Source organism: Prodigiosinella confusarubida, assembly GCF_002847015.1.
Classification (GTDB): domain Bacteria; phylum Pseudomonadota; class Gammaproteobacteria; order Enterobacterales; family Enterobacteriaceae; genus Prodigiosinella; species Prodigiosinella aquatilis.
This window is the reverse complement of record NZ_CP025085.1, coordinates 3,951,044-3,965,653: the sequence shown is the minus strand read 5'-3', so window position 1 is coordinate 3,965,653 and position 14,610 is coordinate 3,951,044. Positions and strand designations below refer to the sequence as shown.

The following is a 14,610-nucleotide window of genomic DNA, read 5'->3' as shown; positions in this document are numbered from 1 at the left end:
GCTGTGTCTAATTGCTGAGTTACCGGCCGGATTGGGTACCCTTCAACGCCTCTGCCGGGGTCCAGTTGCCATGCAGTGACATGCGTAGACGGAACGGAACCTTGATGCGGGCGACAGGGCCGGTAGCCATCTTCAGCGAGTCCAGCACCACCAACTCGGTATCGTTGCCGTGGAGATGATTTAGCAACGCGATCACATAGCCGTCGCCCTCGGGCGCATCTGGTGAACGGGGAACGAAAATCGGTTCCTGAAAGCACTGCGCATTACCGGGATACCAGGTTTCAGTCTCGCCGGTCCTTACGTTGACATGAGCAAGCTGGTTGAAGAACTGAAATGGCCGTTCGCCCAGTGTCTCGTCGAAGGGCAGAGCCGGGTCGAAGGCAAGGACAAAACCGTGCTCATATGGCTTGCCGGTGAAACGTTCATCACAGCGGGGGAACTCGCAAGGGAAGGACGTGAGAGGTTGTGGCTGGAGAGTCTGTTGGCCAGCCTCTGATTCTCCCGGGCCGTTGAGATTGAACGTCCATCGCATGAGCTGTGAACTCAGGGTCTCCGGTAGAGGAACGGAACCGTCGGCCTGTGGGAAGAAATAGAAGACGTTGCCGTTCGTTACCGGCATGTCGACGCGCAGTAAACCATCCTCCTCATAAGCGTTGAGGGTATGCCCCTGAAAGCCATCCTTCGGTCCGTGGAACCACAGAACATCCTCACTGCTGCCGTCACGCGGTAGGACACCGAAGAGTTGTGGCAGGTCCGGCTGCCATTCGAAATGTTGACCGCCCGCTTTCATCCGGTCGACATCGGCGGTCAGCGGGATAAGTGGGAAGACGACGTGGTGGGCGGTGACGGCGAAGTCATGAATCATCGCTGCATAGGGGCCCTTGAACCAGATTTCTTTTTTCAGCTTACCGCTGGCATCGATCTCGAAATAGGCAATGTCCGATGTACCATCGCCCTTGGCTTCATAGGCGAAGCACAGAAGGTCGCCATTGTCGGGATCGATCTTGGGATGCGCGGTGAAGGTGGCCGATGTGATCTGTCCGTTGAAGTCCCAGACGCCAAGCGTTTCCAATGTATTAGGATTGAGCGCGTAAGGCAGTGCGTCCTCCTTCATTGCCAACAAGACGCCAGCATGGAACAGCACGGTAGTGTTGGCCGTGGTGTTGTTCTCGGCGGCCAGCGGATCGTTGGTGTAGATGTTGCGGTAGATGCCGTTGAGGGAACGTCGCTCCTTCCATTGTGCCTTCAGCCTGTCAGTCTGAACGTAACGGCGCCGCAGGCTGACGTGGCCGTTCTCGAATTTGAAGGCTGATACAAGCCCGTCACCGTTGAAGAAGATGTCCTTGCCCTGCATCGGCGGATAGTAGGAATCCGGCGAGACCTGAAAGAAGGTGCCTTTGATCTGGGGCGGAACCTCGCCTTCGATCTCCAGATCGAAGACCTGCGTCTCGACACGGCTCGGTTTGTACAGGCCGGTGAACTCCGGCGTTTCAGGAAATTTCAGACTCATGATCATTGCTCCTCAGTTTTTTGCGATGAATTGCTGACCAGGTGGTACTCAGAAGGGATAGGCGCGCGGTTCATGCTGCACGCTGATCCAGTGGTCGGTCGTCAATTCCTGGATGATCCAGTCGCTGTTGAAGCGGCCGAGGCCGCTGTTCTTCTCTCCACCGAACATCGTGTTGGGATCGTCGTTGGGAGAAATGTCGTTGATGTGGGTCATGCCCGCCTCGATGCCTTGGGCGAAACGAAGGCCCCGCGCCGTATCCTCGGTGAACACCGAGCTCGACAGTCCGAACTCTGTCTGGTTGGCTATACGCAGGGCATCAGCTTCGTCCCTTGCTCGGATGAGCGGGGCGATTGGGCTAAACAATTCGGTCTGGGCGAGATCCGAGTCGTTGGCGACATCGGCGAAGACCTGCGGCGGTAGCACCAGTCCCGACGGCTCTTCCCCGAGAAGCTGGCGAGTGCCGATAGTGCGTGCCTTTTCAATATGCTTCAGTGCGGCCTTGAACTGTTTCTCATTGATCAACGGCCCGATCACAGTATCGGCTTCATTGGGATCGCCGACCTTGAGCTTGCGTGCCCGCTCTACGAAGGCGTCGACAAAACGGTCATAAAGACCATTTTCAATGATAATTCGGTTGCTGCTCATGCAGATCTGGCCCTGATGTAGAAAACGACCCACGATCGCCCCACTAACCGCACGGTCGAGATTAGCATCATCCAGCACCACGCAGGGCGCATTGCCGCCGAGTTCAAGTGCAACCCGCTTTAACATCGGACCCGTCATTGCCAGTTCGCCGATATGGCGGCCAACGCGCGTGGATCCTGTGAAGGAGATGAATTTCGGGATAGGGTGAAGCGTAAAGGCATCACCGATCTCGCTGACTTCGCCAACCACCGCATTCAGCAGGCCGGGAGGTAGGCCCGCTTCTTCGTAGATGCTCGCGAGCAGCAGGCCGCCGGTGATCGGCGTGTCATCCGCCGGCTTGACCACAACGCTGTTGCCGATAGCGAGTGCAGGTGCGATCGTCCGGTTGGATAGATGCATAGGGAAGTTCCAGGGGCTGATGACGCCGATGACGCCAAGAGGACGGCGGTAGACGCGGCTTTCCTTGCCGGGAACGTCAATCGGCAGAATGCGTCCAGCAATACGGGCCGGCATGGTGGCAGCCGCAAGCGTACAGGCGCGAACCCCATCCCATTCCATCTCCGCTTTCATTCGGGTGCTACCGGACTCGGCGATCAGCCAGTCGACGATCTCACTATGACGCCGGTCAAGAACGTCGACGGCACGGTACATGACGGCGGCCCGTTCGCCTGGCATCAGCCGTTCCCAGTCGCGTTGGACTGCGGCAGCGGAGCGGTAGGCGTCATCGAGATCGTCGCGCGAGGCACAGGCAATCTCGGTCAGTAGTTTCTGGTTATAGGGATTATGGTCCTGAAGCGTGGTTCCGGCACGACCGGGCCGCCATTGCCCTGCGATATATTGGCCTGTGTAGTTATTTTGGGCTTGATTGATAGCACTCATGAGGTTTCTCCCTTTTGGTTTTTTATAAGTGCGTTAGCCAGCGTGGCGGCAGCTTGCCTTGCGGCAGAGTCGTACGTTGGTGTGTTTGGCGATGAGGTTGATAGGGTTTGATTTTCGCTCTTCGTTGCCAGCACTTGGCTGGCGGCTGCGAGGCATTCCTGAGCGGCCAGAAAAATCGTGCTCTGCGGCTTGGTAAAATAGAGTAGTCTTGCCACAGCACTGCGCAGATTTTGCTGCATGGCCTTGGCTGACGTGGTGCTCCGTTTTTTCGAAAGCTGCAAGGTTAGTCGGACGATCCTCCTCGCTAATAGCATGCTACGAACAGACGGCGTGGCTGGAAGGATGGCCCAGAACGTTGCCACGGCGATCATCACGCCAACAATTATCGCTGCTGCTTCGTTGAGCACGAGAGCAGCCCCAACTGGCGGCGAAGAGGGTTGTGATATCAGCAGGAAGGTCATGGTAAGGTCAATGGCCATCTTCGACGTCGCCGGACGCTGCATTAACCAGGCACCGGCAAGCAGGAAGGGAGCGATACACAGCAATGTCGTTGCGAGGCCATCAGCATGGGGCAGCAGAAAGAGTCGAGCCAGAGCTCCGGTGATAGCGCCAGCCAGAGTGCCGAGCAGCACTTGGATTACCATGTGATTGCCTTGGTCGTGGCTGGAGAACAGCGATGTGAAAAGCGCTGCCGTCATCACCATCATGGCACCACTCCCCCAGCCCGACACCCACCAGATGATTGCGGCAATCGCCAAGGCAACAACGGGACGTGATGCCGCACGCCAGACGGACGATGGATCGATATCGAGCTGCAAGGGCTCAGGCGACGTTCTCTCATTCGCCAGGTGCTGCCGCAATTCGTCGAGTGTGTCCGCCGTGGCCGACTGATCGGAATCGTTGGCTGCCGCGATCAGCATTGCCAGACGCTTTTCGGTGGGGCCATTGACCTCCGGTGGCAGGTTGCCCCCGTGCGACGTGGCGCTCAGAGCGATCAATTCTAGAAGCAATCCTGAGATGCATCGTGTGCGTCGGGCTTCGCGCTGGCGATGGAGCGAACCAGCGGCATATTCATCGACGCAGCGATCGAGCGCTGTGATTTCGGAAAAAAGAGTAACGCAAGACCTACTCATAGCGCCCTTGCGGAGGGATTCTTCAACATAGGCGAGGCAGCGATCCACTACGTCTGTCCTCCGACATGCCAGTTCCTTGCTACGGCCGGGCAATGCGCGAAACGAGAAAACCGCTGAGCAGATGATACCGATCATTGTACAGATGACCCGGTCGAGCGTGAGGTCGGGATCGGACACCCCCTCGCCAATTCCGAACAGGACAATAATAGACGTCGTGTAACCAGCCAATACGAAGCCGTAATTGCGAAAATGCCGAAAGATACTACCTAGCCCGGCACACAGCGCCAGCCAGGTAGCGACAGCGACAAGCGCATCTAGCCGATTCTCCGCCAACAGGTCCAGGATCAATGCTCCGGCTAACGCGCCGCCGATCGTTCCGATAAGACGTGCGAGGCTGCGCTCAAGCAGAAGCCCCCGTGTCGGCTGTGCAACAAGCCACACTGTCATGGCTGCCCACCAAGGATGGTGGATGCCGAAGTTCCAGGCGGTCGCGAAAGCGAAAAGCGCAGCGGTTGTTGTCCGTAGTGCGAAAATCGGAGGCAATTCCGAACGGAGGACATTCATGTTGGGCACCTTCCGAGCACAGTCGATCTCACGATAGGATCGGTGAAATGGAAAAGCTCTTTCGTCGGACCGGGTTTGTGTCATGTGTGAGCCATAGGCAAATTATATCTATACGACATCGTTTAGTTATTATTTATTCTTTCATAAAAGTCAAGTTTTCTATACGATATCGTTCAATTAAAGGTTAAGCAGAATCACCGCTGTGTAAGCAAAAGTTTCTAAAGGAGTCATCATTAGTGAGAAGGAAAACTGAGGATCGTCGACTGAGTTTTGTTAAGGCTGCTGGAGTGTTATTCGTCGAGCAAGGATTCGGTGCTGTTACGATGGAAGCAATCGCATTGCGGGCTGGTGCCTCCAAAGCTACGCTGTATAGTTATTTTTCGAGCAAGGAAGCCCTGTTCGAGACGTTTGTGCACGAAGCAGGCAAAGGGGGCCTGGAAGAACTCGAAGCTGCGAAACAGTATGGGCCGGTGAGGGAGATTCTTCATCGCCTCGGTATGGCGTATCTGAACCTCGTCACGCGTTCGGACGTGATTGAGGTCAACCGACTGATCATGGGAGAAGCCGGGAGACATCCTCAACTTAGTCGCATCTTCTATGAGAACGGTCCCCGAAAGACTCTGATCATCATCTGCGAAACGATCGAACTCCTGATGGATCGCGGCGAGCTGCGTTGTACTGACATTCGGCAAGCCGGTCTGTATTTCAAGGCACTCTGTGAGGCAGGCCTCGTCGAGCGCCAGCTGTGGGGGCTAGACCAGGCCCCCGATACAGCAATCCGCCGTGCAGCGGTTGAGGATGCGACCAATGTATATCTCAGAGCGTTTGCGGTGCACGAAACGCTCCCACTGGCAAAGTGAGCTACGGTAGCCCAGTGGCAGCGTGTCGAATGGAGGACATGCCGCTAATCATCTGATATGGCCGCTGTTTGTCACGCAATCGACGTCGACAGTCGTCGATTGCCGAATAGACCGACAAAACAAAATGCTATTCCTGATCAGTATCAGGTATTACCCTTTTTCCTGGCTTGCCGGCTGCCTGTTTGCGTTATAATGACTGTTTCATCCTTCTGTTTAATCTCTCGGGATTTTACTGCATCTGAAATACTCATGTAGTAGTCAGACAAGCCCACAAGTAAGGTCGTTTAATGATTGGTCCATTTATTAATGGTTCTGCCATTTTAATTGGCGGAGGCTTAGGTGTTTTATTGCGTCGTTTTATCCCCCAACGTATGCGAGATGGTTTGCCGCCTGCATTTGCAATGGTTTCTATTGCCATGGGAGTAACGTTAGTTGTGAAGGTTCAACAACTTCCGGCAGTGGCATTGTCTATTGTCATCGGCGTGAGTATCGGCGAGTTGTTACGTTTAGAATTGGGTGTACAGAAGGCAGGTATTTTTGTTGAGCGGACGTTGAGTCGGTTTGTACCACCACCCGAGCATAGATTACCTCAGGACGTCTATTCGCAGAACTTTACGGCGTTAATTGTATTGTTTTGCGCCAGTGGTACAGGCGTGGTAGGCGCATTGACGGAAGGTCTGACGGGAGATTACCAACTCCTCATAATTAAATCGGTACTGGATGTTTTTACCGCACTCATTTTTGCTACTACTCTGGGTATGGCAGTCATGTCTATTGCTATTCCTCAGTTCATTGTCCAGATGCTGTTATTCTTTTCAGCCAAACTGATTATGCCTGTGATGACAGTTATCACGATGGGGGATTTTTCTGCTTGCGGTGGCATTATCATGATGGCTGTGGGATTGCGTATTGCTCAGATAAAGACGTTTGCTGTGGTAAATTTCCTGCCTGCACTGATACTCATCATCCCGTTGTCGTTGTATTGGCATCAGTTATTCGATTAATTACTGTTATCGCTGACCTTTATTCCGGGTCAGCTTTTGCTATTCCCCCATGATATCAATCAATAGTACCTTTCTGCCGATTGTCGTTTTAATCCAGTAAACAAACTTCACCCATACTGGGAAAAATAAAGCGACTTTATCGCTTTTCTGCGGTAATTTGTTTAGGATAAAAAACAAGTGGCCCCATGATGATGTTAGGGGCTAATGTAACCGTGCGGAATTTATCATGAGCCTATTCTTAGATAGCCAGGAAATCGATTATCCCTTTCCCGTCAAACCCAAACCACTTTCAGTTGATGAAAAGGTGCATTATCGCGACCAAATAAAGGCGCTGTTGATTCAACGGAATGCCGTGCTGGTAGCGCATTATTATACCGATCCGGAAATTCAGTCATTAGCGGAAGAAACCGGAGGTTGTGTCGCCGACTCGCTGGAAATGGCGCGTTTTGGTAATACACATCCGGCCTCAACGCTGATCGTGGCTGGCGTAAGGTTTATGGGTGAAACTGCCAAAATTCTTAATCCTGAGAAAACGGTATTGATGCCGACACTGGATGCCGAATGTTCGCTGGATTTAGGGTGTCCGGCTCAGGCATTCAGTGATTTTTGTGATAATCATCCGGAACGCACTGTGGTGGTTTACGCCAACACATCGGCAGAAGTAAAGGCTCGCGCTGATTGGGTGGTAACATCCAGCATTGCTGTGGAGCTGATCGATCACCTCGATAGTCTGGGTGAAAAAATCATCTGGGCACCCGATCGTCACCTTGGGCGCTATGTACAGAAGCAAACGGGTGCCGATGTATTGTGCTGGCAGGGAGCCTGTATTGTTCATGATGAATTTAAGAATCAGTCACTAAAACGCATGAAGGCGCTTTATCCGAACGCTGCTGTTCTGGTGCATCCTGAGTCACCGCAAAGCGTGGTGGATATGGCTGATGCGGTGGGGTCGACCAGCCAACTTATTCAGGCAGCTAAACGGTTACCCAATCAAGAGCTTATTGTGGCGACTGATCGGGGTATTTTTTACAAAATGCAACAAGCATGTCCGGATAAAACCTTATTGGAGGCACCAACTGCTGGCGAGGGCGCGACGTGCCGTAGTTGCGCGCACTGTCCGTGGATGGCGATGAATGGACTACAGGCGATTACCACTGCGTTGGAAGACGGTGGCGTAAACCATGAAACTCATGTGGATTCACTGGTGCGTGAGCGTGCGCTGCTTCCGTTGAACAGGATGCTCGATTTTGCTGCTAAACTCAGGGGATAAGCAGTAAGCATAGCTGGCAACTCGTTGACTTATTTCTGTGTAAATGTGGGGAAGATCCATCATCCGGCACCATGTTGTTCAGTGAAAAAACAAAAGGCTGAAGCCGATTATGGCGTGACATTATCTCAGAACGCCACGGTTGTGTTTTGCTGGTAATTGGTTTGAGTAACAACAAGGGACTGGTAAACAGCGTTTTTATTCGGAGTAAAGAAAATATGGATTTTTTCAGTACCAGCAACATTTTGGTTTATATTCCTCTGGGAACAAATGGTTACGCTCTTTCTTGGGTAGAAGCGTTGGGAACCATTTTTGGTTTGTTATGTATTTGGCTGGCAAGTCTGGAAAAAACCATTAATTACCTGTTTGGCCTGATTAATGTCACCTTGTTTGCGCTGATTTTTTTTCAGATTCAACTCTACGCCAGTCTGTTGCTGCAAATCTTTTTCTTTGGTGCAAACCTGTACGGCTGGTATGCCTGGAGCCGGAAAACCAGTAGTCATGAGGCAGAGCTGAAGATCCGTTGGTTGTCGTTACCGCAAACACTGGTATGGGGAGCAGTATGTGTCGTCGCTATTGGGTTGATGAGCGCCTATATTGATCCGGTTTTTGCAGTATTATCATCCATCGCCGTTTCTTTGATGCAGTCGGTAGGGATTGATGCGCAATTGCCACAGTTGCAACCGGATGCATTTCCATTCTGGGATTCCACAATGACTGTTCTTTCCATCGTGGCGATGGTGCTAATGACGCGTAAATATGTTGAAAACTGGTTGTTGTGGGTGGTGATTGACGTTATCAGCGTAGTGATATTCGCTTATCAAGGGGTATATGCCATGTCGTTGCAATATGCCATTCTGACGCTGATCGCGCTCAACGGTTCCTGGCTGTGGATTAAAAGCGCGCGGGAGAATCACTCCCAACCGTTGGCGCGGACCTTGTGACCAGAAAGTACAGTGACTAATGATGGTGGTGATGATGTTCCATTGTGCGCTGGATATGGCAATGGTTGTCATCACACTGCTGATACTCCATTTGAATCGTAACATGTTCTATCTGGTAATGCTCAAGCAGGTAGTTTTGAATCTGTAGCAGCAGTGCATCATGATCGTAAGGTGGGATCACCTGGGCATGAAGCGTCATTAATGGTTTTTCGCCAACTTGCCACAAGTGCACATGATGAATGTTACGCACTTCCGGGATATCCAGTTGTAGTCTCTTTTTTAGCTCATCAACATCAATTTTGTCAGGCGTCCCTTCCAGCAATTCATGAATGCTCTCTTTCATTAACGACCAGGCGCTGCGCAACACTAATCCAGATACCAAAATTGACAAAATAGGGTCAATTGGTGTCCAGCCGGTAAACATGATGATGAGTGCCGCGGCAATGGCCCCGACAGAGCCGAGTAGATCGCCCAGTACATGTATGGCGGCCGCCCGTACATTCATATTCTTTTCATCACTGCCGTGATGCAAGAGCCAAAACGCTACTATATTGGCAAGCAAACCGCTGATAGCAATCAGCAACATCAATGTACCGGCAATAGGGTGTGGATGGTAGAAACGTTGGATGGCTTCCCAGAAAATAAACAAGGTAATGGCTAACAGTGTGATGGCATTGACAAAAGCGGCCAGCGTGGTCAAACGTAGATAGCCGAAAGTGTGGCGACCGGTGGGATTCCGCTGGGCAAAGCGTACCGCCAGCAGAGCAACCAATAGTGCTGCGGCATCTGTCAGCATGTGTCCAGCATCGGCCAATAGCGCCAAAGAGCCAGATAGAAAACCGCCGATGGCTTCAGCCACCATGAATAGAGCTGTAACGATAAAAGCCGCCAGCAGGCGTCTGCTGCTGCCTTGCCCCGCGGAATGTGAATGAGTCATAGTTCGTCCTGAGTTATCAATCACCAGTGGTATATCCGTTTCACTTTACTGTAAATGTAAAGGAAAACCTATGCATGCTTAATACACGGAAAGAGAGTGAATTTGCAAAGAATTGCTTTATGACGTAGGAGATTATGCAAAATCGAATGATTTTAGCGTCATTGTTTCGTCTTCTTGACTTATAATAGCTAGCTTGCAATATGCACTGCGCATTTTATGACTGTCGTTTTTACCCCTTCGGGACGTGCGTTGACGATGGGTTAAGCGTATCGTTTCAGTTTGATGGAACCACTATGAATTACCAAAATGATGATGTGAGAATTAAAGAGATTAAGGAACTTCTACCGCCAGTTGCCCTGCTGGAAAAATTCCCGGCAACAGAACGTGCCGCTGAAACCGTTTTTCAGGCACGGACTGCAATTCACAAAATACTCAATGGCAATGATGACCGGTTACTGGTGGTGATTGGACCTTGCTCCATTCACGATACCAAAGCGGCCAAAGAATATGCTGATCGCCTGCTCAAATTACGGCAGGAATTGGGTGATGATCTTGAAGTGGTGATGCGTGTCTATTTTGAAAAACCACGGACTACAGTCGGTTGGAAAGGGCTGATTAATGACCCGCACATGAATCACAGTTTCCAGATTAATGACGGTTTGCGTATCGCCCGTCAGTTGTTACTGGAGATTAATGATTCCGGTCTGCCTGCCGCCGGTGAGTTTCTGGATATGATCACGCCGCAATATCTGGCTGATCTGATGAGCTGGGGAGCGATCGGCGCACGCACCACCGAGTCTCAGGTGCACCGAGAGCTGGCTTCTGGCTTGTCCTGCCCGGTTGGATTCAAAAATGGTACTGATGGCACGATTAAGATCGCTATTGATGCCATTAATGCTGCCAGAGCGCCACATTGCTTCCTGTCGGTAACCAAATGGGGCCATTCTGCCATTGTCAGTACCAGCGGTAACCATGATTGTCATATTATCCTGCGTGGCGGTAAAGAGCCGAATTACAGTGCGGATCATGTTCAGGCAGTCAAAGTCGGCCTGGAAAAAGCGGGCCTGCCTCCACAGATAATGATCGATTTCAGTCATGCTAACAGCAGCAAACAGTATAAAAAACAGATGGATGTTTGTGATGATGTTAGTCACCAGGTCAGCAGTGGTGAAAAAGCCATTGTGGGTGTGATGGTGGAAAGCCATCTGGTGGAAGGTAACCAGAATCCGGAAAGCGGTGAGCCGTTAGTCTATGGCAAAAGCGTTACCGATGCCTGTATTGGCTGGGATGATACGGAAAACTTGCTACGGCAATTAGCGGCGGCAGTACGCCAGCGCCGTGGCTGATGTAAGGAAAGTAAAAAGACCACCTCCTCTGGAGGTGGTCTTTTAGTTGGTAGAATTACTTCGCTTTACCCTGATTGGCTACTGCTGCGGCTTTGGCCGCAATTTCGTCAGCGTTACCCAGATAGTAATGTTTGATTGGTTTGAAGTTTTCGTCAAACTCATAAACCAGCGGTACACCGGTCGGGATGTTCAGTTCAAGAATTTCATCTTCGCCCATGTTATCCAGGTATTTGACCAGCGCGCGAAGCGAGTTGCCGTGAGCAGCAATAATAACGCGCTCACCGGTCTTGATGCGAGGCAGAATGGTTTCGTTCCAGTAAGGAACCACTCGCTCAATCGTCAGTGCCAGGCTTTCTGTCAACGGCAGTTCTTTGTCGCTCAGGGAAGCATAACGTGGGTCATGTCCCGGGAAACGTTCGTCATTACGGGTCAGTTCCGGTGGTGTAACGGCAAAACCACGACGCCATTGCTTAACTTGTTCATCACCATATTTTTCTGCGGTTTCGGCTTTGTTCAGACCTTGCAGAGCACCGTAGTGACGCTCATTTAATTTCCAGCATTTTTCTACTGGCAACCAGGCTTGGTCCAGCTCATCCAGAACGCTCCATAAGGTATGAATGGCACGTTTCAGCACGGAGGTATAGGCGAAATCGAAGGCATAACCTTCGTCTTTCAGCAATTTACCGGCCTGTTTGGCTTCGGTGCGGCCTTTGTCAGATAGATCAACATCCATCCAGCCGGTGAAGCGGTTTTCGTTGTTCCACTGGCTTTCGCCGTGTCTCACCAATACCAGCTTAGTTACAGCCATAGCTTAACTCCTTCAGATCCTAAGATTTCTATGATTACTGTTCGCATTATATGGCGGGAGGGCGGTTATCGGCAATCGCTAGTCGTTGCTCTACCTGATTTATTGCCAGCAGTGATGGCGCGAAAACAGACAAGCTTGAACGATTCAGCTTGTGGGTTTTCTGTCACAAGGCGGTACAGCAGTAAAACACGGAGGGATAACCCGCATGAACAGTAATGACGACCTCCATCATGCCACCTATCATGGGGCGGCGATACATTACACAATTTTTGAGCCGCAACCAGCTCCCCATATAATCGTAGGCAAAACACCAGTCATAGTGATGGCTACGGTTATCATTTTAGGGTGAACACGCACTATATTGTCTTCTCGAATGTCAATCTGACAACTGGTGTCGGTGGAGTGTTCACCGCTTTTTTGGTGCATTAGCAGTGAATCTTTAAACTTGTTGCTGCATGCCTGGCAAGCAGAAAATTGCACCAATTTGTAAAGGGCCAGCCATCGTGCTTCTGACCCGAAGAGCGAGTCAGTCAATAAAGGAATTCATAGACTGTCAGGGAACGGTAGAGTTTGCCCGGTTTTAACCAGCAGTCAGGCTGCGGCCAGTCAAAGTGATTGGGGCTGTCCGGCAGAAATTCGCTTTCCAGCGCAATACCACCGTAATTTTCATAGCGGCCGCCTTCGCGGTTGGGCGTGCCGCCAAGGAAGTTTCCGCTGTAGACCTGTAACGCTGGCGCGCTGGTGTAGACGCACATTTGTATCTGTCCGTCAGATGACCATAGGTTAGCTGCCGGGCTTTCTGTTGAGCCACAAGTGCGGTGAAGAAGGAACGCATGGTCATAACCGCCCACGGCTTTTTGATCTTCGTCGGATAAAAAGTCTTTAAACAACGTCTTGGGCTGGCGGAAATCCATGCTACTGCCATTTACCTGACGCAATTCATTGCCAGGGATACCCTCGCTGTTCACTGGCAGGAAGTAGTCGGCAAATAACTGGAGTTTATGGTCACGTACATCCATATTATGGTCATCAAGGTTAAAATACGCATGGTTGGTCATGCATACCGGACAGTGTTTTTCCACTACGGCACGGTACTCGATTTCCAGAGCATTCTTTTCGGTCAGGTGGTAGGAAACCTGTACATTGAGATTGCCGGGAAAACCCTGATCGCCATCCGGTGAATTCAACTGATAAGAGACCTGATTATTGTCTTTATGAAGGGTTTGCCAGCGCCGAGTGTGAAACCCTTCTGGTCCTCCATGAAGCTGATGGCTTCCCTGATTGGCAACCAGTGGAATAATATCGCTTCCCTGGCCGATAGTGGCATTGGCAATACGGTTGGCATACCGACCCACAGAGGCACCAAGGTAAGCATTCTGTTGTGGATATTGTTCTGGCGCACATCCCAGCAATACGTCGCGGATTTCACCGCTGGCTAGCGGTAACAGGCATGAGAGCCAGGTGGCTCCCCAATCCATCACACACACACGCATACCGGCACGGTTTTGCAATACGGTCAGTTGAAACGGCTGACCATCGGGTGCCATTGCTGATTCTGCTTCATTCAACATAACCTGCTCCTGATGATGCCTGACAAATATAACAGGTAGGTTGTAGCCCTGTTTTTAGCGGGTACTCCCGCATCACCGCATTTTGTACCGCTTCAACCTGACGTTGTGGGATCAGTGCCACAATACAGCCACCGAATCCACCACCGGTCATGCGGACACCTCCTTCATCACCGATCACCGATTTGACAATATCAACCAGGATATCAATCGGGGGCACGGTAATTTCAAAATCATCCCGCATGGACGCATGGGAGGCGGCCATCAACACCCCCATCTGTTGTAGATTGCCACTGGCCAGAGCTTCCGCTGCCGCCAGTGTGCGGGTGTTCTCAGTAATGACATGGCGTGCCCGTTTGGCAACCACTGGGTCCAGTTGTGCTGCGGCTGCCATAAATGTGGCTTCGCTGACATCACGCAATGCGGGAACCTGGAAATAGCGGGCGGCGGCCTCACACTGCTCGCGCCGGGTGTTGTATTCACTGCCCACCAGACCACGGTTGACGTTAGAGTTGATAATGACTACTGCTACATTGTTCGGCATGGGTACCGCACGCGTTATCAAGGAGCGACAGTCGATCAATAACGCATGACCTCGCTGGCCCGACGCGGAAATCAACTGATCCATAATGCCGCAGTTGCAGCCAACGAACTGATTTTCCGCTTCCTGACCATTCAATGCCAGTGCCACGTTATCCAGTGGCAGGTTGTACAAGGCCTGTAACGCTTTGCCGACAGCAACTTCCAGTGACGCCGACGAGCTTAACCCCGCACCCTGAGGAACATCGCCGCTGATCACCAGATCGGCGCCGCCAAAGGCATCGCTGCGCTGTAACAGATGTTTTATCACCCCGCGAACATAATTGGCCCATTGCCAGGTCGCATGCGGCTGGATGGGTGCATCAAGAGAAAATTGATCCTGTTGACCGTCATAATCGATGGCAATCGCCCGTATCAGCCGATCATCACGTTTAGCAATACTGATGGTTGTGGAGTAATTAATCGCGCAAGGCAATACGTAACCGTCGTTATAGTCGGTATGTTCGCCAATCAGATTGACCCGACCGGGAGCCTGTACAGTGAGTGTCGCAGTGTAGGAGAACTGTTGTTGGAAAAACGTCTGGGTACGTTCGGATAAGGTCATT

At 51.5% G+C, this 14,610-nt stretch carries 12 protein-coding genes; 5 read left to right on the top strand and 7 right to left on the bottom strand.

Annotated features, from left to right (window positions below):
* Positions 1–19: 19 nt before the first annotated feature.
* Genes CWC46_RS18005 through CWC46_RS17995 form a run of 3 tightly spaced genes read right to left on the bottom strand, consistent with a single transcriptional unit; the run spans position 20 to position 4,731 of the window.
* Positions 20–1,510, bottom strand: a complete 1,491-nt coding sequence (locus CWC46_RS18005) for a carotenoid oxygenase family protein (protein WP_021015152.1) — start codon at positions 1,508–1,510, stop codon at positions 20–22.
* A gap of 48 nt (positions 1,511–1,558) precedes the next feature.
* A complete protein-coding gene (locus CWC46_RS18000; RefSeq protein WP_021015153.1) occupies positions 1,559–3,034 on the bottom strand; it encodes an aldehyde dehydrogenase family protein in 1,476 nt (491 codons plus the stop codon).
* Entirely contained in the window at positions 3,031–4,731 is a 1,701-nt protein-coding gene (locus tag CWC46_RS17995; RefSeq protein ID WP_021015154.1) for an FUSC family protein, read from the bottom strand. The genes CWC46_RS18000 and CWC46_RS17995 overlap by 4 nt, the downstream gene beginning before the upstream one ends.
* 236 nt (positions 4,732–4,967) lie before the next feature.
* Here CWC46_RS17995 and CWC46_RS17990 point away from each other — a divergent pair, with 236 nt between their 5' ends.
* From CWC46_RS17990 to pnuC, 4 genes are all read left to right on the top strand, one after another.
* On the top strand, positions 4,968–5,591 hold the full coding sequence (locus CWC46_RS17990; RefSeq protein WP_021015155.1) for a TetR/AcrR family transcriptional regulator: 624 nt from the start codon (positions 4,968–4,970) through the stop codon (positions 5,589–5,591).
* Between the two features lie 287 nt (positions 5,592–5,878).
* The gene (locus CWC46_RS17985) at positions 5,879–6,595 is read left to right on the top strand and encodes a DUF554 domain-containing protein (RefSeq protein WP_021015156.1); all 717 of its coding nucleotides are present in this window, start codon (positions 5,879–5,881) and stop codon (positions 6,593–6,595) included.
* 226 nt (positions 6,596–6,821) lie between these two features.
* Positions 6,822–7,865 (top strand): quinolinate synthase NadA, encoded by a 1,044-nt coding sequence (gene nadA, locus CWC46_RS17980; protein WP_021015157.1) that lies wholly within the window; start codon positions 6,822–6,824, stop codon positions 7,863–7,865.
* 215 nt (positions 7,866–8,080) lie between these two features.
* On the top strand, positions 8,081–8,806 hold the full coding sequence (pnuC, locus tag CWC46_RS17975; protein ID WP_021015158.1) for a nicotinamide riboside transporter PnuC: 726 nt from the start codon (positions 8,081–8,083) through the stop codon (positions 8,804–8,806).
* A gap of 16 nt (positions 8,807–8,822) precedes the next feature.
* Here pnuC and zitB read toward each other — a convergent pair whose 3' ends face one another.
* Positions 8,823–9,743: a CDF family zinc transporter ZitB gene (zitB, locus tag CWC46_RS17970; protein ID WP_021015159.1), complete on the bottom strand. Its 921-nt coding sequence runs from the start codon at positions 9,741–9,743 to the stop codon at positions 8,823–8,825.
* Positions 9,744–10,036: 293 nt separating this feature from the next.
* On the opposite strand from zitB, the gene aroG reads away from it, so the two are divergent.
* Positions 10,037–11,089 (top strand): 3-deoxy-7-phosphoheptulonate synthase AroG, encoded by a 1,053-nt coding sequence (gene aroG / locus CWC46_RS17965; RefSeq protein WP_021015160.1) that lies wholly within the window; start codon positions 10,037–10,039, stop codon positions 11,087–11,089.
* A 55-nt stretch (positions 11,090–11,144) separates the two neighbouring features.
* Here aroG and gpmA read toward each other — a convergent pair whose 3' ends face one another.
* The 3 genes from gpmA to galK all read right to left on the bottom strand — a co-directional run bounded on the left by gpmA (position 11,145) and on the right by galK (position 14,609).
* Positions 11,145–11,897: a 2,3-diphosphoglycerate-dependent phosphoglycerate mutase gene (gpmA, locus tag CWC46_RS17960; RefSeq protein WP_021015161.1), complete on the bottom strand. Its 753-nt coding sequence runs from the start codon at positions 11,895–11,897 to the stop codon at positions 11,145–11,147.
* A gap of 530 nt (positions 11,898–12,427) precedes the next feature.
* Positions 12,428–13,468 carry a galactose-1-epimerase gene (gene galM / locus CWC46_RS17955; RefSeq protein ID WP_021015163.1) on the bottom strand — a complete coding sequence of 347 codons (1,041 nt, stop codon included), beginning with the start codon at positions 13,466–13,468 and terminating at the stop codon, positions 12,428–12,430.
* A complete protein-coding gene (gene galK / locus CWC46_RS17950) occupies positions 13,458–14,609 on the bottom strand; it encodes a galactokinase (RefSeq protein ID WP_021015164.1) in 1,152 nt (383 codons plus the stop codon). The genes galM and galK overlap by 11 nt, the downstream gene beginning before the upstream one ends.
* Position 14,610: the final 1 nt, after the last annotated feature.

Excerpts from the sequence above, each read along its gene's own strand:
- galK (WP_021015164.1), bottom strand. The coding sequence starts at position 14,609 with ATGACCTTATCCGAACGTACCCAGACGTTTTTCCAACAACAGTTCTCC.
- gpmA (WP_021015161.1), bottom strand. The coding sequence starts at position 11,897 with ATGGCTGTAACTAAGCTGGTATTGGTGAGACACGGCGAAAGCCAGTGG.
- nadA (WP_021015157.1), top strand. The coding sequence starts at position 6,822 with ATGAGCCTATTCTTAGATAGCCAGGAAATCGATTATCCCTTTCCCGTC.
- CWC46_RS18005 (WP_021015152.1), bottom strand. The coding sequence starts at position 1,510 with ATGAGTCTGAAATTTCCTGAAACGCCGGAGTTCACCGGCCTGTACAAA.
- galM (WP_021015163.1), bottom strand. The coding sequence starts at position 13,468 with ATGTTGAATGAAGCAGAATCAGCAATGGCACCCGATGGTCAGCCGTTT.
- pnuC (WP_021015158.1), top strand. The coding sequence starts at position 8,081 with ATGGATTTTTTCAGTACCAGCAACATTTTGGTTTATATTCCTCTGGGA.
- CWC46_RS18000 (WP_021015153.1), bottom strand. The coding sequence starts at position 3,034 with ATGAGTGCTATCAATCAAGCCCAAAATAACTACACAGGCCAATATATC.
- zitB (WP_021015159.1), bottom strand. The coding sequence starts at position 9,743 with ATGACTCATTCACATTCCGCGGGGCAAGGCAGCAGCAGACGCCTGCTG.
- aroG (WP_021015160.1), top strand. The coding sequence starts at position 10,037 with ATGAATTACCAAAATGATGATGTGAGAATTAAAGAGATTAAGGAACTT.
- CWC46_RS17985 (WP_021015156.1), top strand. The coding sequence starts at position 5,879 with ATGATTGGTCCATTTATTAATGGTTCTGCCATTTTAATTGGCGGAGGC.
- CWC46_RS17995 (WP_021015154.1), bottom strand. The coding sequence starts at position 4,731 with ATGAATGTCCTCCGTTCGGAATTGCCTCCGATTTTCGCACTACGGACA.